Source organism: Pseudomonas serbica, from assembly GCF_028823535.1.
In the GTDB taxonomy this organism is placed as follows: Bacteria; Pseudomonadota; Gammaproteobacteria; order Pseudomonadales; family Pseudomonadaceae; genus Aquipseudomonas; species Aquipseudomonas serbica.
In genome coordinates, this window is the sequence record NZ_JAQIYM010000011.1 from 135,426 (window position 1) to 154,699 (window position 19,274).

General features: G+C 61.1%; 20 protein-coding genes. 7 read left to right on the forward strand and 13 right to left on the reverse strand.

Translation table 11 applies throughout. The annotated features are described in order from the left end of the window. Positions 1-55: 55 nt before the first annotated feature. The gene (locus tag NQL71_RS19460; RefSeq protein WP_046816114.1) at positions 56-367 is read right to left on the reverse strand and encodes a hypothetical protein; all 312 of its coding nucleotides are present in this window, start codon (positions 365-367) and stop codon (positions 56-58) included. Between the two features lie 214 nt (positions 368-581). On the opposite strand from NQL71_RS19460, the gene yegS reads away from it, so the two are divergent. Beyond that, positions 582-1,499: a lipid kinase YegS gene (gene yegS, locus NQL71_RS19465; protein WP_046816115.1), complete on the forward strand. Its 918-nt coding sequence runs from the start codon at positions 582-584 to the stop codon at positions 1,497-1,499. On the opposite strand, the gene NQL71_RS19470 is transcribed toward yegS, so the two are convergent. The 3 genes from NQL71_RS19470 to NQL71_RS19480 form a co-directional block, all read right to left on the reverse strand. Then, positions 1,483-2,142 (reverse strand): response regulator, encoded by a 660-nt coding sequence (locus NQL71_RS19470; RefSeq protein ID WP_046816116.1) that lies wholly within the window; start codon positions 2,140-2,142, stop codon positions 1,483-1,485. The two genes, yegS and NQL71_RS19470, sit on opposite strands and share 17 nt — an antisense overlap. Then, positions 2,139-3,032, reverse strand: coding sequence for a sensor histidine kinase (locus NQL71_RS19475; RefSeq protein WP_166618649.1), 894 nt, complete (start codon positions 3,030-3,032; stop codon positions 2,139-2,141). Before NQL71_RS19475 ends, NQL71_RS19470 begins: the two co-directional genes overlap by 4 nt. A 466-nt stretch (positions 3,033-3,498) precedes the next feature. After that, positions 3,499-3,969: a hypothetical protein gene (locus NQL71_RS19480; RefSeq protein ID WP_046816118.1), complete on the reverse strand. Its 471-nt coding sequence runs from the start codon at positions 3,967-3,969 to the stop codon at positions 3,499-3,501. A 448-nt stretch (positions 3,970-4,417) separates the two neighbouring features. On the opposite strand from NQL71_RS19480, the gene NQL71_RS19485 reads away from it, so the two are divergent. Then, positions 4,418-5,353: a chemotaxis protein CheV gene (locus NQL71_RS19485; protein ID WP_274643120.1), complete on the forward strand. Its 936-nt coding sequence runs from the start codon at positions 4,418-4,420 to the stop codon at positions 5,351-5,353. Between the two features lie 203 nt (positions 5,354-5,556). Continuing rightward, entirely contained in the window at positions 5,557-6,363 is an 807-nt protein-coding gene (locus tag NQL71_RS19490; RefSeq protein WP_166618639.1) for an MOSC domain-containing protein, read from the forward strand. Between the two features lie 67 nt (positions 6,364-6,430). On the opposite strand, the gene ppnP is transcribed toward NQL71_RS19490, so the two are convergent. From ppnP to NQL71_RS19530, 8 genes are all read right to left on the reverse strand, one after another. After that, positions 6,431-6,715, reverse strand: a complete 285-nt coding sequence (gene ppnP, locus NQL71_RS19495; protein WP_045058110.1) for a pyrimidine/purine nucleoside phosphorylase — start codon at positions 6,713-6,715, stop codon at positions 6,431-6,433. Positions 6,716-6,784: 69 nt separating this feature from the next. Continuing rightward, positions 6,785-7,327, reverse strand: coding sequence for a 3'-5' exonuclease (locus NQL71_RS19500; protein WP_077185551.1), 543 nt, complete (start codon positions 7,325-7,327; stop codon positions 6,785-6,787). 71 nt (positions 7,328-7,398) lie between these two features. After that, a complete protein-coding gene (locus NQL71_RS19505) occupies positions 7,399-9,360 on the reverse strand; it encodes an acetyl/propionyl/methylcrotonyl-CoA carboxylase subunit alpha (protein WP_274643121.1) in 1,962 nt (653 codons plus the stop codon). 118 nt (positions 9,361-9,478) lie between these two features. Continuing rightward, entirely contained in the window at positions 9,479-10,276 is a 798-nt protein-coding gene (locus NQL71_RS19510) for an enoyl-CoA hydratase/isomerase family protein (protein WP_274643122.1), read from the reverse strand. After that, the gene (gene atuD / locus NQL71_RS19515; RefSeq protein ID WP_077185554.1) at positions 10,273-11,430 is read right to left on the reverse strand and encodes a citronellyl-CoA dehydrogenase; all 1,158 of its coding nucleotides are present in this window, start codon (positions 11,428-11,430) and stop codon (positions 10,273-10,275) included. Before atuD ends, NQL71_RS19510 begins: the two co-directional genes overlap by 4 nt. An 84-nt stretch (positions 11,431-11,514) precedes the next feature. Further along, the gene (gene atuC / locus NQL71_RS19520) at positions 11,515-13,128 is read right to left on the reverse strand and encodes a geranyl-CoA carboxylase subunit beta (RefSeq protein ID WP_166618643.1); all 1,614 of its coding nucleotides are present in this window, start codon (positions 13,126-13,128) and stop codon (positions 11,515-11,517) included. 3 nt (positions 13,129-13,131) lie between these two features. Beyond that, complete coding sequence (locus NQL71_RS19525; RefSeq protein ID WP_274643123.1) at positions 13,132-14,001, reverse strand: SDR family oxidoreductase; 870 nt, start codon at positions 13,999-14,001, stop codon at positions 13,132-13,134. Positions 14,002-14,013: 12 nt separating this feature from the next. After that, complete coding sequence (locus tag NQL71_RS19530) at positions 14,014-15,816, reverse strand: acyclic terpene utilization AtuA family protein (protein ID WP_274643124.1); 1,803 nt, start codon at positions 15,814-15,816, stop codon at positions 14,014-14,016. Between the two features lie 178 nt (positions 15,817-15,994). Between NQL71_RS19530 and NQL71_RS19535 the strand changes: the two genes are divergently transcribed. The 3 genes from NQL71_RS19535 to NQL71_RS19545 all read left to right on the forward strand — a co-directional run bounded on the left by NQL71_RS19535 (position 15,995) and on the right by NQL71_RS19545 (position 18,593). After that, on the forward strand, positions 15,995-16,618 hold the full coding sequence (locus NQL71_RS19535; RefSeq protein ID WP_046816128.1) for a TetR/AcrR family transcriptional regulator: 624 nt from the start codon (positions 15,995-15,997) through the stop codon (positions 16,616-16,618). A gap of 88 nt (positions 16,619-16,706) precedes the next feature. Beyond that, the gene (locus NQL71_RS19540; protein WP_178134213.1) at positions 16,707-17,501 is read left to right on the forward strand and encodes a substrate-binding periplasmic protein; all 795 of its coding nucleotides are present in this window, start codon (positions 16,707-16,709) and stop codon (positions 17,499-17,501) included. 87 nt (positions 17,502-17,588) lie between these two features. Continuing rightward, complete coding sequence (locus NQL71_RS19545; RefSeq protein WP_274643125.1) at positions 17,589-18,593, forward strand: GNAT family N-acetyltransferase; 1,005 nt, start codon at positions 17,589-17,591, stop codon at positions 18,591-18,593. A gap of 60 nt (positions 18,594-18,653) precedes the next feature. On the opposite strand, the gene NQL71_RS19550 is transcribed toward NQL71_RS19545, so the two are convergent. After that, the gene (locus NQL71_RS19550; RefSeq protein ID WP_020796133.1) at positions 18,654-18,821 is read right to left on the reverse strand and encodes a DUF2897 family protein; all 168 of its coding nucleotides are present in this window, start codon (positions 18,819-18,821) and stop codon (positions 18,654-18,656) included. Positions 18,822-19,177: 356 nt separating this feature from the next. Between NQL71_RS19550 and kdpF the strand changes: the two genes are divergently transcribed. Then, entirely contained in the window at positions 19,178-19,267 is a 90-nt protein-coding gene (gene kdpF, locus NQL71_RS19555; RefSeq protein WP_007899818.1) for a K(+)-transporting ATPase subunit F, read from the forward strand. Positions 19,268-19,274 lie beyond the last annotated feature (7 nt).

The window sequence follows — 19,274 nt, forward strand, 5'->3', positions numbered from 1 at the left end:
GCCGCGCGTCAATGCAAGCCCGGTCGACTGAACCGGGTTTTGCATTCATGGCGCATCAGTGAGCCAGCAGGAGTGATACGACCTGGTCGAAACGGCTATTGGCGATCCAGCCCAGCAGCCCAAGGACAACGGCTGTACCGATCGCCGAATAGGCAAGCCTGTGCCTGATGGACCTGATGTCACTGCGAATCTTTTTCAGTTCGCCTCGCAGGGTTTCGAGGTGTGTCTCAAGCTCGTTGACGCGAGGTTGCATATCAACTTCTCCGCTGGATTGTGCTCTGCTGACGATTTCAGCTTGATGATTGGCCCGTTTCGTTGCGAGCGGCACCACCGGAATCACCGGTGACCTGATGTCATGGGGTTGCATTGCACATCCTTGTGTCTGTCCTGCTGATGACTGAAAACCGCTGACACAAAAGTGTACCAATCGCCTTTTCTGGTCAATTGAGCCAATTCCTCACGTTTTGTAAGAAAATTCTCCTTATTTGACTCCACTGTAAATAATTCAGTTTTTTGCGACTTTTCAGGAGCGTGGGAAGGTCACATATCCCATAGGCCATTCAATAATGGGAGTGACGACAATGAGCGAACGCAAGGCGCTGTTGATTTTGCATGGCAAGCAGGCGCTCAACGACGAGGTTCGGGCCGCCGTCGAGGGCAAGCGTGAACAAGGCTGGGAGCTGGCCGTTCGGTTGACCTGGGAAGCCGGGGATGCGCAACGGCTGGTGGGCGAAGCGCTGCAGGCGGGTTATCGGCAGATCATTGCCGGTGGTGGCGACGGCACCTTGCGTGATATTGCTGAAGCCATGGCCGGTCAGTCGCAGCAGGCCAGCCTGGTGCTGATGCCGCTGGGCACTGCCAACGATTTTGCCCGGGCTGCCGGCGTTCCACTGGAGCCGGATCAAGCACTGGCGCTTCTGGACGTTGCACCTAGCGCCATTGATCTAGGCGAAGTTGGCGGGCAGGTGTTCTTGAATATGGCTACCGGTGGTTTTGGCAGTCAGGTCACGGCCAATACCTCCGAAGAATTGAAGAAAGTCCTGGGTGGTGCGGCGTATCTGTTCACCGGCTTGTCGCGATTCAGTGAGTTGCATGCGGCATACGGAGAGTTGCAGGGGCCCGATTTCCACTGGAGTGGCGAGTTGCTGGCTTTGGGGATCGGTAACGGCCGGCAGGCTGGCGGTGGGCATGAGCTCTGCCCGCAGGCCCTGGCTGACGACGGGCTGCTCGACATCAGCATTCTGCCGGCCCCGCAGGAGCTGCTGGGCACCTTAAAGGACCTGCTGGCCGATGGCTTCGGAATCGACAACATGTTCGTTCGGGCGCGTCTGCCATGGGTTGAGATCAAAGCCTCGGAGGGCCTTTACATCAACCTCGATGGAGAACCGCTCGAGGGTGACAGCCTGCGTTTCTCGGCTCGTCCGGCAGCGCTGTGGGTGCATTTGCCCGAGCAGTCACCCTTGTTGAGCGGGACCGAGGCTGTCAGTCGTCAAGACTGATGATCTGTTCTCGTACGGCGAACAAGACCAGGCCGGCCACGTCAAAGATCTGCAAGCGCTTCATGACTTGCGAGCGATGGGTTTCAACGGTCTTGACGCTCAGGCCCAGGCCGTTGGCGATTTCCCGGGTGGATTTGCCACGCACGATCAGCCGCAGGATTTCGAGCTGACGCGCAGTCAGGTTGTGCGAATCTGTCGGGTCCGCCTGGTGTTTCTGGGTTCGGGTCAATGCCTGGGTGATCACGGTATGGGCGATGGCCGGGCTCAGGTAGCGCTCATTGTTACGCAAGGCCTCCAGCGCGTGTTCCAGTTCGGTGGCCGTGGTGTCCTTGAGCAGATACCCATGGGCCCCCGATTCCAGGGCTTGCATGATGAGCGCCGGGTCGGTGTGCATCGACAGGATCAGGACCTTGCTCTGCGGGCGAACCCGCTTTAGCTGTTGCAAGGCTTCGAGGCCACCGGTCTGCTTCATGGAGATATCGAGCAGCACGATATCCGGGGACAGACGCTGGACCATTTCGAGCAGCTGCGAGCCATCGTTGGCCTCGCCGATTACCGCGTAGCCAGGAAGATCCAGCACCAGAGCGCGCACGCCAGCCCTGATCAGCGAGTGGTCATCCACCAGAAGCAAGTTACAAGTCAATGCATAACCTTATTCGTACTGGCCCGTTCGAACGCGCGAGGCGCCCATGGGAAGAGGGCTTCGATTTGGGTGCCTTTGCCGGGCTCGCTGGTCACGGTCAGCGTGCCGCCCAACTGCTTGATCCGTTCCGTCATCCCGGCCATGCCGCGTTGTCCTTCACGCCCCGGGTCGGTGGCGGGTACGAAACCCTGGCCATCGTCACTGATCATCAATGCCAGTCCCTGGGGCGTACGCTGCAGGGATACAAGCAGGTTTTGCGCTTCGGCATGGCGCAGCATGTTGGTGACGGCCTCCTGGGTGATGCGAAAGGCCGCCACTGCCATTTCTTCGGGAATGCCGGTCAGTCGTTGATGGCACTCCAGGCTCCAGTGCACCGGGGTGTTGCTCAGCGTCTTGAGCAGATGCGCCCGCAGGCTGGCTTCCAGCCCAAGGCTGGCCAGTTGTCGGGGGTTGAGGATGGCCGATACATCGCGAACCTTGGCGAGGGTCTCCTCCAGCGTGTCGCACAGCACCGAGCATTGCCCCTGGAGGTCTTCGGGCATCCTGCGCTTGAGCCAGTCACTCTGCAGTTTTGCCGCGGTCAGTAGCTGGCCAATGTCGTCGTGCAATTCTCGACTGAGGCGGTGACGTTCGTTTTCCTGGACTTGCAGCAACCGCTCGGCCAGCTCCTGAGGTTGGAACTTGATCGACTTGCGTGACAGGCGGTACTGCATCCAGACGCAGCCCAGGGCGGCAATATCCAACACCAGCAGACCCAGCGGCAAGGGCGTGGACAGGCCGTAGACCAACAGGCTGCCGAGTGTCGAGACGCCGCATAGCAACAACGTGAACCGGCGCGCGTTTTCCTGGGAGGGTGGCCACTGGGCGATTGACTTGAGGCTGGCGTACATAGCAGATGGAGCCAATGGATGTTCGCTGCGGGCTGATCGGTCATGTTCGCTGACAGATCAATGATTTTTTATGTCAGCTTCGACTTCAACGGTTTTTGTATAAGAAAAACCGGGGTCTTGTATAAGAAATCAAACCTGAAAATTGTTAGCTGAGTTGTATGCAATCGCGTTGTCGTTAATTGACGTCAACTAATCGGCGGCATAATACCACTTCGCAAACCATTGGTCGCGCCTGTGCTAAATGTCCGGAAGGTCAAGAAATAGCGGGCATGAACCTTAGATAACGGCGTCAAGGTTTCGATTATCCGTGTCGTTACACTCAGACAAAATCGGCTCAGGCAGGTGAACACGTTGTACAAGTCAAAGTAACTTGTATTGAGGTGTCGCTGGTAGATATGAAGTAGTCAATTGCGACAGGAATTTTGCGCGGCAGGCATATCCGCAGCTGACGTCTACTTGCGCAAAGTTAAGCCTGACGCTGCGAATAAGAAACGAGTGTGTACGGCCTGGAGTTAACCGGGGGGCGAAATTGACTCTGGCCGACCTGGAACGCGAAGGCTTCGATCAGGGAGGTCTGTTCAGTTTCATCGAGGCTCAGCTGACCGGTTTTCTGGTCAATCAGTTCAAGCTGCCAGGCGATCAGTGTCAGGCAGTTCTTGAGCGCATCCAGGGCCTCATCGTGCAGTTCCATGTGGATGTGGGCGTGACTGAGCAGGCCATGAATGTGTAATGAAAACTCTGACACGGCCGCGAGGGCAAGAGCATCCGCCTTGCAGGCCAGTTTGAGCAGGGTGCTGAGCATGCAGTCTATGGCGTCCGGGTCATTGCTGATCAATTGCAGATGACTCAGGCATTCTTCGGTCCTGGCCAGCAATGTTTCAGCCTCGACGAGAAACTCCGGAATACGCTGGGCCCACTCGTTACGATTGTTCGGCATGCTTATCTCCACAACGTCATGTCAAATGAGGAGGGTGTCATGTGTGTCGACGAGGACGATCCATACCTGTTGTCTTGAGTTCGTCTGTACGGCTCAAGGGTGGGCTGAACGCTTGAAAGGGCGTTGGGCCACTGGTTTGCAATCGCAGACAAATGCCCGACTCCATTCATGCAATGAGAATGGCATCACATTAATGGCTATTGGATAGTGCGAATATCAGGTTGCACCTGATTGTTGCTAGGGGAATCCCTTACGGTGGGGAACCAACTGCGCAAACTACGGTCGCGGCGAGAAGAATGCAGCGGATGAAATGACAAGGCCAGTAAAGCATGATGTTAATTTGACATCAATGCCCGGGCGTGGCATTTGCCAAGGGGTCAAGGTCCGGCAATAGCAGCCGATACCCCTCTATCCAGTGAATTCATCCGAACAAGCCCAGGAGTGATTGATGGCCGGCATTCTCGATACGGTAGACCAGCGTACGCAACTTGTGGGTGAGAATCGCCTGGAAATTCTCATGTTCCGCCTTGCCGGGCGGCAATTGTTCGCGATCAACGTGTTCAAAGTGCAGGAAGTCCTGCAACTGCCGAAGTTGACCCTGATGCCCCAGCGCCACCCCTTCGTGTGCGGCGTGGTCAATCTGCGCGGCCAGACCCTGCCGGTCATCGACCTGTCCCAGGCTATCGGCATGCGTCCGCTGGTGCCAGGCCCTGGCAGCACGATCATCGTCACCGAGTACAACCGCTCGGTCCAGGCCTTCCTGGTCGGGGGCGTGGACCGTATCGTCAACATGAACTGGGAGGCAATCCTGCCGCCGCCGAGCAGCGCCGGTCGGCAACATTACCTGACCGCTATCAGCAAGGTGGATGATCAGTTGGTGGAGATCATCGACGTCGAGAAAGTCCTCGCCGAAATCGTGCCTTACAACGCCAGGGTCTCCCGGGAAAAACTCGAAGATCCGGTGCTGGAACGCGCCCGTGGCCGCGAAGTGCTGCTGGTGGACGACTCAAATGTGGCGCTGGCGCAGTTGCGCGATACCCTGGGGCAACTGGGCGTGAAGATGCACATCGCCAGCGATGGCTTGAAGGCACTGAACATGCTCAAGGCCTGGGCGGACACAGGCGTCAACATGACCGACAAACTGCTGATGGTATTCACCGACGCGGAAATGCCGGAAATGGACGGCTATCGCCTGACCACCGAAATCCGCAACGATCCGCGGCTGCGTGGCCTTTATGTGGTGCTGCACACGTCCCTGTCCGGCAGCTTCAACGAGTCAATGGTGAAGAAGGTTGGCTGTGACGACTTTCTTTCCAAGTTTCAGCCGGACAAGTTGGTTGATGTGGTGCGTCAGCGTTTGGTGCGGGATGTGGTGCCGGCCTGACAGCTGGCCTCTGGACAACGCGGTTACTAAACAGCGCGCGTCATCGTTGACGTCCTTCGCTGGCAAGCCAGCTCCTACAGTGGATCGGGTATGGCCGCGATAGATGGGGCGGCTGTCGGGCCGCCATCGTGGCAATGCGGCGACCTTTGATTCGCTGATCAAGCTCGTATAGGGTGGCGTTTTTGTCCATCAGGGAGTTGGTCATGTTGCGTCTGAGCGCGCTGTATCGTTATCCGTTGAAATCCGGCAAAGGCGAGATCCTGCAGCAGGTCGGCCTCGACAAGCTGGGCCTGGACGGTGATCGACGCTGGATGCTGGTGGATGAAGCCAGTGGGCGTTTCCTGACTCAGCGCGCAGTGGCGCAGATGAGCCAGCTGTCGGCGTTGTGGAATGCCGAAGGTGGCTTGACCCTCGACGCCCCCGGCCATTCGCCGATCGAGGTCGCCTTGCCCGCCAGTGACGCTCAATTGCGTGGCGTGACGATCTGGCGTGACAGCTTGCGCGTACCCGATGCCGGCGACGCGGCGGGTGCCTGGGTCAGTCGGTTCATCGGCAAGCCGACGCGCCTGGTGCAGGTGCCGCTGGATCGTGCACGGATCACCGAATCGGGTTATGGCAAGGACGACGATCAGGTGGCCTTCGCCGATGGCTACCCGCTGTTGCTGATTGGCCAGGCGTCGCTGGAAGACCTGTCGCAACGCGTCGGCCGCCCGCTGGAAATGCTGCGTTTCCGGCCAAACCTGGTGATCGAGGGCTGCGAGGCGTATGCCGAGGATGGCTGGAAGCGCCTGCGCATTGGCGATGTCGAGTTCCGCGTGGTCAAGCCCTGTTCACGCTGCATCATGACTACCGTCGATCCGCAAACCGGCGAGCGTAGCGCTGACCGCGAACCCTTTGCCACGTTGCAGAAGTACCGTACCGAAGCCAATGGCGCGATGTTCGGGCAGAACCTGGTCAACGACGGTAATGGCTGGCTCGAAGTCGGCATGCCGGTTACCGTTCTCGAATAAACGCCCTTCAATGAAAAATGCCCGTGTCGATGGACACGGGCATTTTTTTCGCGGTAAACCCGGGGTTTTAGCCGCGGTATTCGCACAGGTAGGCCGTGTCGACGGCCACTTTGAGCTGGAACTTGCTGTTGGCAGGCACGTTGAACTGGCTGCCGGCAGCGAAGGTTTCCCAATCGGTGCTGTCCGGGAGCTTGACGGTCAGGGCGCCGGATACCACGTGCATGATTTCACGCTGGCTGGTGCCGAATTCGTATTCGCCCGGGGCCATGACGCCGATGGTCGCTGGACCTTCGGCAGTGCCAAAGGCGATCGACTTGACGGTGCCGTCGAAGTACTCGTTGACTTTAAACATGGGCGATTCCTCGAAAAGGGCTTAAAAGGGCCGGCCAGTATGCACAAGGCCCAAGGCCGAGTCACCTCTCTAGAGCGGCAGGACAAGGGGCAACAGGCGTGCGGTATTGCGCGCGTCTTCCAGCGCCCGGTGTTGCTGGCCGGTGAACTGCAGCCCCGCCAGCTGCAGGGCGCCGTTGAGCCCCAGCGGTCGTTCCAGGCGCCGGGCCTTGGCAAAGCGCTGTTTGAGGTTCATGTGCGGCACGTTGCTCAAAACGCTGTCGAAGGGCAGGCGCTGCCATTCCTGGAGCAACTGTTTGCGATCGTAGTCGCCCCAGCTGACCCAGCCTTCAAGCCGTGAGTGGTGCTGGCCCAACCAGCGTTCGAATAATGGCCAGACCTCGCCCAGGGGCTGTGCGGCATCGATGTTGGCCTGGGTGATGTGCGTCAGCTCCCGGCAAAACGGCGTCAACAGGGGGCGGCGCAACGGGCGCACGAAACGCTGGAAGTAATCCAGCTCGCGGCCTTTGCGATCCACCAGGGTGGCACCGATTTCGATGATTTCCATTTCCGTTATGGGCCAACCACCCTCATCGGTGGTGGCTTCCAGATCAATGACCAACCAGTGAGGCATCGCAGGGTTCCCGGTATCCGCGTGCTGATAGGGCTTGAGCGTAGCCAAACCCGACAGTTACGCCTAGCGACTTATTCGACCTCCAACAAAATCTGACGGTTTTTCACCTGATCGCCGATTTGTACCTGCAAGCGCTTGAGCACGCCGTCGATGCCTGCCTTGAGCGGGTGTTCCATTTTCATCGCCTCCAGCACCACCAGCAATTGGCCTTTGCTGACCTTGCTGCCTTCACTGACCAGCACGTCGATGACCGCACCGTCCATGGGCGCCTTGAGGGTGCCGCAGCTGACGTTGGCCTGGCTGCGAACCGGTGCTTGAGTGCGATCCACCAGTTGCAGGCTGCCGGGGCGGGTGAATAGCCAGAGTCGTCCGGCTTCGAGACGGTAGGCATGACGTTGGCGGATGCCGTCGATTTCCAGGGTGGCCCAGCGACCATCGCACTCGATGACGTTCAGGTTGAGCATCTGTGTGGCGACTTGAATCCGGTACGGTTGCCCTGGCACCGTGTTGAGTTGCACGGGCCAGTCCTGACCCTCCAGGCCGATGCGGTAGTGCAGCGGCACACTGGCGTTGTTGCGCCAACCGGCCAGCGCGGCCGGATGAATCCGTGCCGACCCGTGATAGAACAGCGCCGCCGCAATCGCCAGCGTTTCGGCGCTGGGTACATGGGCCTGCAGGCAGGCATGGTCGGCGAAATGGGTCGCAATGAACCCGGTGCTGAATTCGCCACTGATGAACTGCGGATGTTGCAGCAGGCCCGCCAGCAACTGCTGATTGCTTGGCAGGCCCAACAGGACGCTGTCCTGCACCGCGCGCAGCAGCTTGCGTCGGGCTTCTTCACGGGTCGCGCCGTGGGCGATGATCTTGCCCAGCATCGAATCGTAGAACGGGCTGACGTGCTGCCCTTGCGTCAGCCCATGGTCGATGCGTACGCCGCTCTGCAGCGCCGGTTCCCAGGAGGCGATGCGCCCGGTTTGCGGAACAAAGCCCTGGGCCGGGTCTTCGGCGTACAAGCGCACTTCCATGGCGTGACCGCTGATTAGCACCTGCTCCTGGCGCAACGCAAGCGGCAGACCTTCGGCCACGTGCAGTTGCCAGGCCACCAGATCCAGCCCGGTGATCAGTTCGGTGACCGGGTGTTCCACCTGCAGCCGGGTGTTCATTTCCAGGAAATAGAACTGTCCGCGGGCATCGAGGAGGAATTCCACGGTACCGGCGCCGACGTAGTTCACCGCACGACCGGCCTTGAGCGCCGCTTCGCCCATGGCCTGGCGCAGCTCGGCGGTCATGATCGGGCAGGGCGCTTCCTCGATGACTTTCTGATGGCGGCGCTGGATGGAACAGTCGCGTTCGCCCAGGTAGATGAGGTTGCCTTGGTGATCGCCGAACAGTTGCACCTCGACGTGACGCGGGTCGATCAATGCCTGTTCGAGGATCAGTTCATCGCTGCCGAATCCATGCAGGGCTTCTGAGCGTGCGGTGCGGATCTGCGCCAGCAACTCGCCGGCATCGTGCACCAGGCGCATGCCACGTCCACCGCCGCCGGCACTGGCCTTGATCATCAGCGGGTAGCCGATGCGTTCGGCTTCGCGGCTGAGCGTCGCGTCGTCCTGTTCGGCGCCCTGATAGCCGTTGATGCAGGGCACACCGGCGTCGAGCATGGCGAGTTTCGACAGCCGTTTGCTGCCCATCAGTTCGATGGCTTCGGGGCTGGGCCCGATGAAGGTGATGCCGGCGTCCTGGCAGGCGCGGGCGAAACCGGCATTTTCCGAGAGGAAACCGTAGCCCGGATGGATGGCGTCGGCCCCGGTACGTCGGGCCGCGTCGATGATCGCCGGGATGTTCAGGTAGGACTGTTGCACCGGGGCCGGGCCGATGTTTACCGCTTCGTCGGCCATGTGCACGTGCAGGGCGTCGGCGTCGGCATCGCTGAAGACGGCGACGGTGCGGTAGCCCAGGACCTGGGCGGTGCGCTGGATGCGGCAGGCGATTTCACCGCGGTTGGCGATCAGGATCTTGCTGAATCCGGGCATGTTCTATTCCCTGGGTTTTTGCGGTGAATGTGAGGGCCTCTTCGCTGGCAAGCCAGCTCCTACAGGGGATGAGTGGTCGACGCAGACCCTTGTAGGAGCTGGCTTGCCAGCGAAGCTTTTAAGGGGCCCACCCCGGCTTGCGCTTTTGCACGAAGGCCAGGGTTCCCTCGACGCCTTCAGCCCCGGTCACCGCTTCGCTGAACCACTCGGCCGCCTGATCCAGCAGCTCATCCGACGGCTGGCCCACACTGGCCAGCAACAGTTTTTTGGTCGCCGCATTCGCCCCCGGCGCACAACACAACACATGGGCCAGCACCTCATCGAGCCGCTCGGCCAACGCCTGGGCATCGTGCTCGACAAAATGCACCAGCCCCATCCGCCGCGCCTGGGTGCCGTCGAAACGTGCCGCCGTCAGGGCCAGCCGGCGTGCCTGGGTCAGGCCGATGCGCTGGACCACGAACGGCGCGATCTGCGCTGGCAACAGGCCGAGGCTGGTTTCCGGCAGGCCGAACTGCGCCTGGTGATCGGCCAGGGCAATGTCGCTGACACAAGCCAAACCGAAGCCACCGCCGAGCACCGCGCCTTGCAATACCGTGATCACCACTTGCGGCGCATGCTGCACCTCTTGCAGCAACGCACCGAACAGCCGATTCAGATCGCGGTGCGCGCCTGGGCCCTGGGCACGCGCGTTGGCCATGTCCTTGATGTCGCCGCCGGCACAGAAGTGTCCGCCGGCACCGCCGATCACCAAGGCCCGAATTGCCCGGTCATCGTGCACCGCCGCCAGCACCGCACGCAGCTCGCTGACCATTTGCAAGCTCATGGCGTTGCGACTGTCGGGTCGATTGAGCGTGATGTGCAGCACAGCGTTGTGCAGTTCGAGCAGCAGGGTCTGGCAAATCGGCAGGGTACTCATTTCTTTTTCCCCGGCAGGATGCCCATGAGCTTGCAGATGATCCCCAGCATGATTTCGTCCGCGCCGCCGCCGATCGACACCAGGCGCACATCGCGGTAGGCGCGGGCCACCGGGTTGTCCCACATGAAGCCCATGCCGCCCCAATATTGCAGGCAGCTGTCGCTGACCTCGCGGCCCAGGCGACCGGCCTTGAGCTTGGCCATGGACGCCAGGCGCGTGACGTCCTGGCCCTTGATGTATTGCTCGGTGGCTTGATAGACCAGCGCCCGCAGGCATTCGATCTCGGTTTGCAGTTCGGCCAGGCGAAAGTGAATGACCTGGTTGTCGATCAACGCACTGCCGAAGGTCTTGCGCTCCTTGCAATATTCGATGGTGCTGTCGACGCAATACTCCAGCCCCTTGATCATGTTGGCCGCACCGAACAGGCGTTCCTCCTGGAACTGCAGCATCTGCATCATGAACCCCGCGCCTTCATGGCCGATGCGGTTGCGCTGTGGCACCCGTACATTGTCGAAAAACACCTGGGCGGTTTCCGAGCTGCGCATGCCCAGTTTGTCCAGGTGCGAGCTGAGGCTGATGCCGGGGCTGTTCATCGGCACCATGATCAGCGATTTGTTGATGTGCGGTTTGTCGTCCGAGGTGTTGGCCAGCAGGCAGATGAAGTCGGCGCTCGGCGAGTTGGTGATCCACATCTTGCTGCCGTTGATCACGTAATCGTCGCCGTCCTTGCGCGCGCTGGTTTTCAAGCCGGCCACGTCGGAGCCGGCGCCGACTTCGGAGACGCCGATACAGCCGACTTGCTCGCCGCTGATGGCCGGGCGCAGGAACTCATCGCGCAGCTCATCGGAGCCGAAGCGGGCAAGGGCCGGGGTGCACATGTCGGTCTGCACGCCGATCGACATGGGAATCCCGCCGCAATGAATGGTGCCGAACTCTTCGGCGGCGACGATCGAATAGCTGTAGTCCAGGCCCATGCCGCCGAACTTTTCCGGTTTGGAAATGCCCAGCAGGCCCAGGTCGCCGGCCTTGCGAAAGATCTCGTGGATCGGAAAACGCCCGGCCTTTTCCCATTCCTCTACGTGCGGATTGATCTCGTGGTCGACGAATTGGCGAACGGTGCGACGCAGTGCTTCGTGTTCCTGGGTGAAGATCATTTTTATTGTTCTCCTGACGAATCTGATCGCTGATCGGGACGCCGCGCGTCCCTGGCTGCGTTCCCACGCGGAGCGTGGGAACGATCACCGGGCTACACCAAAACTGTTGGCTTGCAGCGGCCGCACCTCGGCCTCCTGACAGATATCGAGTAAGTAACCGAGCAGGGTCCGGGTATCCCTTGGATCGATCAGCCCGTCGTCCCACAGATTGGCGCTGCCATAGAGCGCCGTGGACTGGCTGTCGAGTTTCTGTGCGGTGACCTGTTCGAGCATATCGAGCATTTTCGGGTCAGGCACCAGGCCCTCCTTGGCCTGCTTGGCCTCGGTGACGATGCGCAGCACTTTGCCCGCCTGGGCGCCGCCCATCACGGCGGTGCGGCTGTTGGGCCAGGCGAAGATGAAGCGCGGGTCCAGGCCACGGCCGCACATTGCGTAGTTGCCGGCGCCATAGGAGCCGCCCACGACGATGGTCAGTTTCGCCACCCGCGCATTGGCCACGGCCTGGATCATCTTGGCGCCGTGCTTGATCACCCCTTGCTGCTCCGATTCGGTGCCGACCATGAACCCCGTGGTGTTGTGGAAAAACAGCAGCGGCGTCTGGCTCTGGTCGCACAGCTGAATGAACTGCGCCGCCTTGCTCGCACCCTTGGGCGTGATCGGACCGTTGTTGCCGATGAACCCGCAGGCGTGCCCGTTGATTTTCAATTGACCGCAAACGGTCTGCTGATCGAACTCGGCCTTGAACTCCAGGAAGTTAGAGCCGTCGGCGATTCGGGCGATGATTTCGCGCACGTCGTAGGGCTTTTTCGGATCATCGGGGATCAAGCCGAGCAATTCGTCGATGGGGTACAGCGGCTCCTGCCATTGCCTGGCTGGCAACACCGGCAAGCGCGTGTTCCAGGGCAGCAGGCTGACGATCTCGCGCACTTGTCGAACGCCGTCGGCATCGTTCTCTGCCAGGTATTCGGCGGTGCCGGCGGTTTGCGCGTGCATCTCGGCGCCACCCAGTTCCTCGTCAGTGGCGACTTCGCCGGTGGCCGCTTTCAACAGCGGTGGGCCGGCCAGGAACAGCTTGGCCTTGCCGCGTACCACCACCACATAGTCCGACAGCCCCGGCTGGTAGGCGCCGCCGGCCGTCGCCGAGCCATGGACCACGGTAATTTGCGGCAGGCCCATGGCCGACATCCGTGCCTGGTTGGCAAAGGTGCGCGCGCCTTCGACGAAAATCTCCGCCGCATAATTGAGGTTGGCGCCGCCGCTCTCGGCGAGGGTAATCACCGGCAGTTTGTTTTCCATGGCGATCTGTTGCAGGCGCAGGGATTTTTTCAGGCCCGAGGGGGAAATGGTGCCGCCCTTGATCGCACTGTTGTTCGCCACCACCAGCACCCGCACACCCGACACGTAGCCGATCCCGGCGATCAAGCCGCCGCCGGCCGAACTGCCGTCCTTGTCATCGTGCAGCTTGTAGCCGGCCAGGCTCGCCAGTTCGAGAAACGGTGCGCCAGGGTCGAGCAACAGGTTGAGGCGGTCACGGGGCAGCAATTGACCGCGTTTTTCGAACCTGGGCCTGGCGTCGGCGGCCTTGTCCAGCAGGTTCTGTTCAAGGTTGCGGACCTGCTCGACTGCGCCCAGCATGGCCGCGCGATGGCGGGCGTACTGTTCGCTGTGGGGATCGAGTTGCGACTGGATCACCGGCATGGCTTATTCCTTGTCCTTGAGCACATCGGGCAAGTACGCGCGGTGGAAGCCGTTGTACGACTCGCTGTGGGTCGCCTTGTGGATCGGCCACGCCCGCCCGCCGAGGCTGGCTGCACCGTCGATGCGCAGGGTGCTGCCGCTGATGAACGCCGCGGCCGGGCTGAGCAGGAAAACGATCGCCGCGCTGACTTCCGATTCGGTGCCGATGCGCTTGAGCGGCACGTGTTCACGCAAGGTCGGAATCACCGCCTTGAACGCACCTTCGTAGGTGTCCATGCCGCTGGACGCGATCCAGCCCGGTGCCACGGCGTTGACCCGGACCCCGGCGTGACCCCATTCGAAGGCCGCGGTCTTGGTCAGGTTGTCCATGCCCGAGCGCGCTGCGCCCGAGTGACCCATGCCGGGCATGCCGCCCCACATGTCGGCGAGCATGTTGACGATGGCGCCTCCGTGCTTGCTCATGGACTGGTTAAACACTTCCCGGGCCATCAGGAATCCGCCCAGCAGGTTGGTACGCATTACCGTTTCGAAACCTTTCTGGTTGATCGAGGCCAGTGGCGAGGGGTACTGGCCACCAGCGTTATTGACCAGGCCGTGAATCGGGCCGTACTTGCGGATCAGTTCGCTGACCAGGTGCGTGACCGCTTCTTCCTCACGGATATCGCAGGTGCTCCAGTCAGCCTTGCCGCCATCTTCGGCAATTTCGGCGGCAACGGCTTTCAGCTTGTCGGCCTTGCGCCCGATCAGCAGTACATGGGCGCCGAGGGCCGCCAGTTCGTGAGCGGTGCAACGGCCGATGCCACTGCCGCCCCCGGTGACGATGACGGTCTGGCCGGCAAACAGATCGGCTTTGAAAATCGAATCGTAGGCCATGGCGGCAATCCTCTAGTTGACCTGGTCGGCGATGCGCTGAGGCACCGGAATCTGGATTTCCAGCAACTGCTGGGCGAAGGCCTTGCCCTGCGGATCGATCCTCAGGCTGGCCACGCCACCGCCACCCAGGGCGTTTTCCAGGAGGAAATTCAGGCTGTGGGTGGCGGGCAAGTACCAACGCTCGACACGCCCGTGGATCGGGTCGAGGACGTGACTCATCCAGTCGACGATCACCTCCGGGGTCAGGGCCTCGGCGATCCACGGCAGGTACTGCGGGTCGCGGGCCATGACACCGATGTTGCTGTGGTTGCCCTTGTCGCCCGAGCGCGCGACCGCGAGCTTGACCAGGGCGACGCTGGCGTCGGCCGGGCCCGAAGGCCTGGGTGGCTCGACTGGCACCGGCAAGTCGGTGCTGTCGAGCACATCGAGGGTGGGCAGGGCGCAGGGGTGGCGCTGGCCCATGAGATCAATTTCCAGCGTACAGGCGGTTTTGTCGATCAGGAACGAAAACAAGCGGATCAGCGGATACACCGTTGGCCGGCCACCGACAATTCCGGTCAGCCCCGGCGCCATGCCGGTGGCGGCCTGGGCGATTTCCCGGGAGAACAGGATCAGGGCCTGTTTAAGCGGATGGCGCACCGCGAGCTTGATCACCACTTCGCGGCTGTCCTGGCGCTGGCCGTGGGGACCGTAGGTGGCTTCACTGCCGAGCAGTTCGATGTTCACTTCACTGTAGGGCGCCCAGCCACGCTGGCTGAACATCTGTGAGGTCTTGTTGATGATGGCTTGACTGACACGCCGGGCCTTGTCCACCGCATCGATGCCCGCGATCAGGCAACTGGCGGTGCAGCGGAAACCATCGGGGTAGGTGGCGCTGACCTTGTACTGGGCGGTGGGCGGCAAGCCTTTTGCGCCATGCACCCTGACCGCATTTTTGCCTTGTTGCACGAGTTTGACCTGAGTGAAATCGCAGATCACGTCGGGCAGCAGATAAGCCCGGGGGTCACCGATTTCATAGAGCATCTGTTCGCCCACGGTCAACGGAGTGACCAGTCCGCCGCTGCCTTCGGGCTTGCTGACGATGAACTGGCTGTCGGCACTGACTTCAACGATGGGAAAGCCGATGTGCTCGTAGTCGGGCACATCGCGCCAATCGGTGAAGTTGCCGCCGGTGCACTGGGCACCGCATTCAATGATGTGCCCGGCCAGCGCCGCCTGGGCCAGTTTGTCGTAGTCGTGCCACGACCAGCCGAACTCATGCACCAGCGCCGCACTGACCACGGCACTGTCGACCACGCGCCCGGTGATCACGATGTCCGCACCCAGGTGCAGGGCTTCGACGATGCCGGGCGCGCCAAGGTAGGCGTTGGTCGAGACACACATCGGTGGCAGGGGGGCGGCGCTGAACATTTCGCGAATGCCAAGGCTGCTCAGTTGCTTGAACTGCGATTGCAGGTCATCACCCGACAGGACGGCGATCTTCAATGCCACTCCGGCCTTGTCGCAGGCCGCTTGCAGGGCGGCGGCACAGGCTTGCGGATTGACGCCGCCAGCATTGCTGATGACACGAATTTTCTGTTCGGCGAGTTGGGGGAGGAGAGGGCCGAGGACTTCGACGAAGTCACTGGCGTACCCGGCCTGGGGATCTTTCAGCCGGGCGCCGGCCATGATCGACAGGGTGATTTCGGCCAGGTAGTCGAAGACCAGATAGTCCAGGTGCCCGTCTTCCACCAGTTGCGCGGCGGCGGTCGAGGTGTCGCCCCAGAAGGCGCTGGCGCAACCGATGCGAATCGTTCTTGGCGCAGTCAACTCCATAACTACCTCCGGCAACAATGCTTGGAGACTACCAAGCAAGCGCTTGGTTTGTAAACGGCTGAACTATCTTCGACCCGAGCGCTTGCTTGGTTGTCGCCAGTTGCTTAAATTGCCAGCGCAACCCCAATGTTTTCGCGGGGAGGGCGGCATTGGATTGATCGACTGTAGGAGAGAACGGGTGGATGAGCAAAAAGCCTTGAGCGTCATGCGCGAGTTGGTCGACAACGGGCAATTGACCGACCCGGACAGCGCCCGTGGCAAGCTGCTGCAAGTGGCGGCCCACCTGTTTCGCAACAAGGGTTACGAGCGCACGACCGTGCGCGACCTGGCCGGTGCCGTGGGTATCCAGTCGGGCAGTATTTTTCATCACTTCAAGAGCAAGGACGAGATCTTGCGGGCGGTGATGGAGGAGACCATTCGCTACAACACCGCCTTGATGCGGGCGGCCATCGCTGAGGCGGGCGACGTGCGCGAGCGGGTCCTGGCGCTGATCCGCTGCGAATTGCAGTCGATCATGGGCGGCAGTGGCGAGGCCATGGCCGTGCTGGTCTACGAGTGGCGGTCGCTGTCCGAGGAGGGCCAGGCCCAGGTCCTGGCGTTGCGCGATATCTATGAAGACATCTGGCTGCAGGTGCTGGGTGAAGCCAAGAGCGCCGGTTTTATCCGCGGCGATGTGTTTATCACCCGGCGCTTCCTGACTGGGGCGCTGTCCTGGACCACCACCTGGTTTCGTGCCGGTGGCAGCATGAGCCTGGATCAACTGGCCGAGGAGGCCTTGATTCTGGTGCTCGCGGGAAAATAAGGCGCGGTGCGGCAGGAAACTGGCTAACTGGGCGAAACCGCCTAGCTTCAATGCATTGATGCAGTATTTCGGGGAGTGGGTTGTTTTGATGTCTTCGCCAATTCGGACGGCTTCGCGGCTTTTACTGGCGGTGCTCGCGGCGTCATCGGTTCTGCCAACCCAGGCCGCACAACTGGTGCGTATCGGTGCCGCACATTTTCCGCCCTACACGGTGCGCCCGGAGTCCGGGGCCGATACCGGCCTGTTGCCGCAATTGGTCGAGGCTCTCAATAACCAGCAAAGCGACTACCGGTTCGTGTTGGTACCCACTTCCATTCCCCGCCGCTTTGGCGACTTCAAGCAAGGCCGGGTGGACATGGCCATCTTCGAAAACCCCAACTGGGGCTGGAAGGACATTCCCCACGCCAGCGTCGACATGGGCCTGGAAGATGCCGAAATCTTCGTCGCCCAGCGCCTGCCGGAACGCCAGCAAAGTTACTTCAGCGACCTCAGCGGCAAGCGCCTGGCGTTGTTCAGCGGCTACCACTACGAATTCGCCAACTTCAATGCCGACCCCAAGTACCTCGCCACTCACTACAACGCCACATCGACCTACTCCCATGACAGCAACCTGCTGATGGTGCTGCGTGGGCGCGCCGATGTCGCCCTGGTCACGCGGTCCTACCTGAGCGACTACTTTCTGCGCAACCAGCAGGTCGCCGCAGAGTTACTGGTGTCCGAGCGCGTCGACCAGATCTATCACCACTACGCCATCTTGCGCCCGGCCGCGCCGATCAGCGGCGAGGCCTTTGGCAAGTTGCTGCAAGGATTGCGCGACAATGGCCAGATGCTGAAGATTTTCGACCCCTATAAAATCGCGGTTTTGCCAGCGCCTGATCACTGAGCGGACACCGCAAGTCGCGTATTGGTTAAATTTCCCCGCCCGGCTCACGTCAACCGTTGACCTGTCGACGAATCGTGAGCCTGACCCATGTCCAATGCGAATGTCCTGCCTTTGCCAAACGGCAGCCGTCTTGTAGCCGATGAAACCGGAACCGGTCTGAGCCTGAGCCTTGAAGGCCAGCCGCTGATCCAGCTGCGCCTGACCCGTGAGCCCGAGTTGCAGTTGCAATTGCCCGAGGGCGCTGTACGCCTCGACAGCCGAGCCGTCTGGGCTACGTGTTACGGGTTGTTCGCCCGTGACCCTGGCTGCCAGCGACTGCTCTGGCAACTCGATGAAGCGCCGGCTGAAGCCTTGCTCGGCGCCTTGCTGGTCCCTGCCGAAACGGCCGGCCAGTATCGTAGCGAACGCACACTGTTCTGGCAGTTACCGCAGCCTTGGCTGGGTCATTCGCCGATGGGTTGTTACCCGCAGCAGATGGTTGTCAGTGACGGCAAGCGTCACCCGCTACGCCCGCCCAAGCCTAGGGGCGAGGTGTATCGGCGTTTCGATGCCCGGCTGGGGGCGTGGATTTCCCTGCGCACGGTGGACATCGACGAGGATCTTGGGCGTTTCAATCGCTGGCAGAACAGCCCGCGAGTGGCGAGTTTCTGGCAGGAGCAAGGCAGTCTCGAGCAGCATCGAGAGTACCTGAGCAAACTCCAGGACGATCCCCATACCCTGACCTTGATCGGCTGTTTCGACGATCAGCCGTTTGCCTACTTCGAAGCCTACTGGGCCAGGGAAGACCGCATCGCGCCGTTCTATGGGGCGGATGCCTACGACCGTGGCATTCATATGCTGGTGGGGGAAGAACAGCACCGGGGGCCGCACAAGGTAGCGAGTTGGCTGTCGGCGCTGGTGCACTACCTGTTTCTCGATGATCCACGTACCCAGCGGGTGGTCGCCGAGCCCCGTGCCGACAACACGAAGATGATCGGCTACATGCAGGGGCAGGGGTTTTATTGCCAGAAGGAATTCGACTTTCCACACAAGCGTGCAGCATTGATGGCGCTGGAGCGCGAGCGGTTTTTTGATCGCTGTTCGTTGACCTGAACCGGGGCAACCGCAGAAAAATCGTCCGAACGCCATGGGCGGCTTCGGACGATTTCGCCGCTAGCGGTCCTGCGCTTCCTTGGCGTCCATTTCCGCATTGCGTTCGGCGACGCGCTTGCGCTGTTCATCGGTCAGCTCAACCTTGTGGGCGGTGTCGCGCAGCATCATCAGACCGCCAACGATAGAGCCAATGGCCACTACCAGAATCAACCAGGCATACCAGGGCATGGGACCTCCTTGAAAGCCGGTCGGCGGGAGAGGGCTTCGCCTGCCGAACGTGCATACCACTTTGAGCGATTGGATTTCGCAGTGGTTCCATTCTATGCCTGTTCTGCGTCGATCACCCCTGCGATGTTTCCTGCCCCCTTCGCGAGCAGGTATTTGCAGTGTCTGGCCGAACCCATTCCCTGTGGGAGCGAGCCTGCTCGCGAAGAGGCCAGCCAGGACAACACTGTAACCAAGGCGTAATCCCACTCTTTACGCCTTCTTTATGCCCCGCGCGCGCCCTCGGTCTCGTTCCTTTACAGCCTCCCTGCCGACAATACCTCCACACGCGGCAATACGCCGTAACACGGAGAACTTCCATGAGCGTTCTGGACGGAGTGTCACTGCTGCTGGCAGTGGGACTGTTCATTTATCTGTTGGTTGCGCTGTTGCGCGCGGACCGGAACTAGGAGCGGC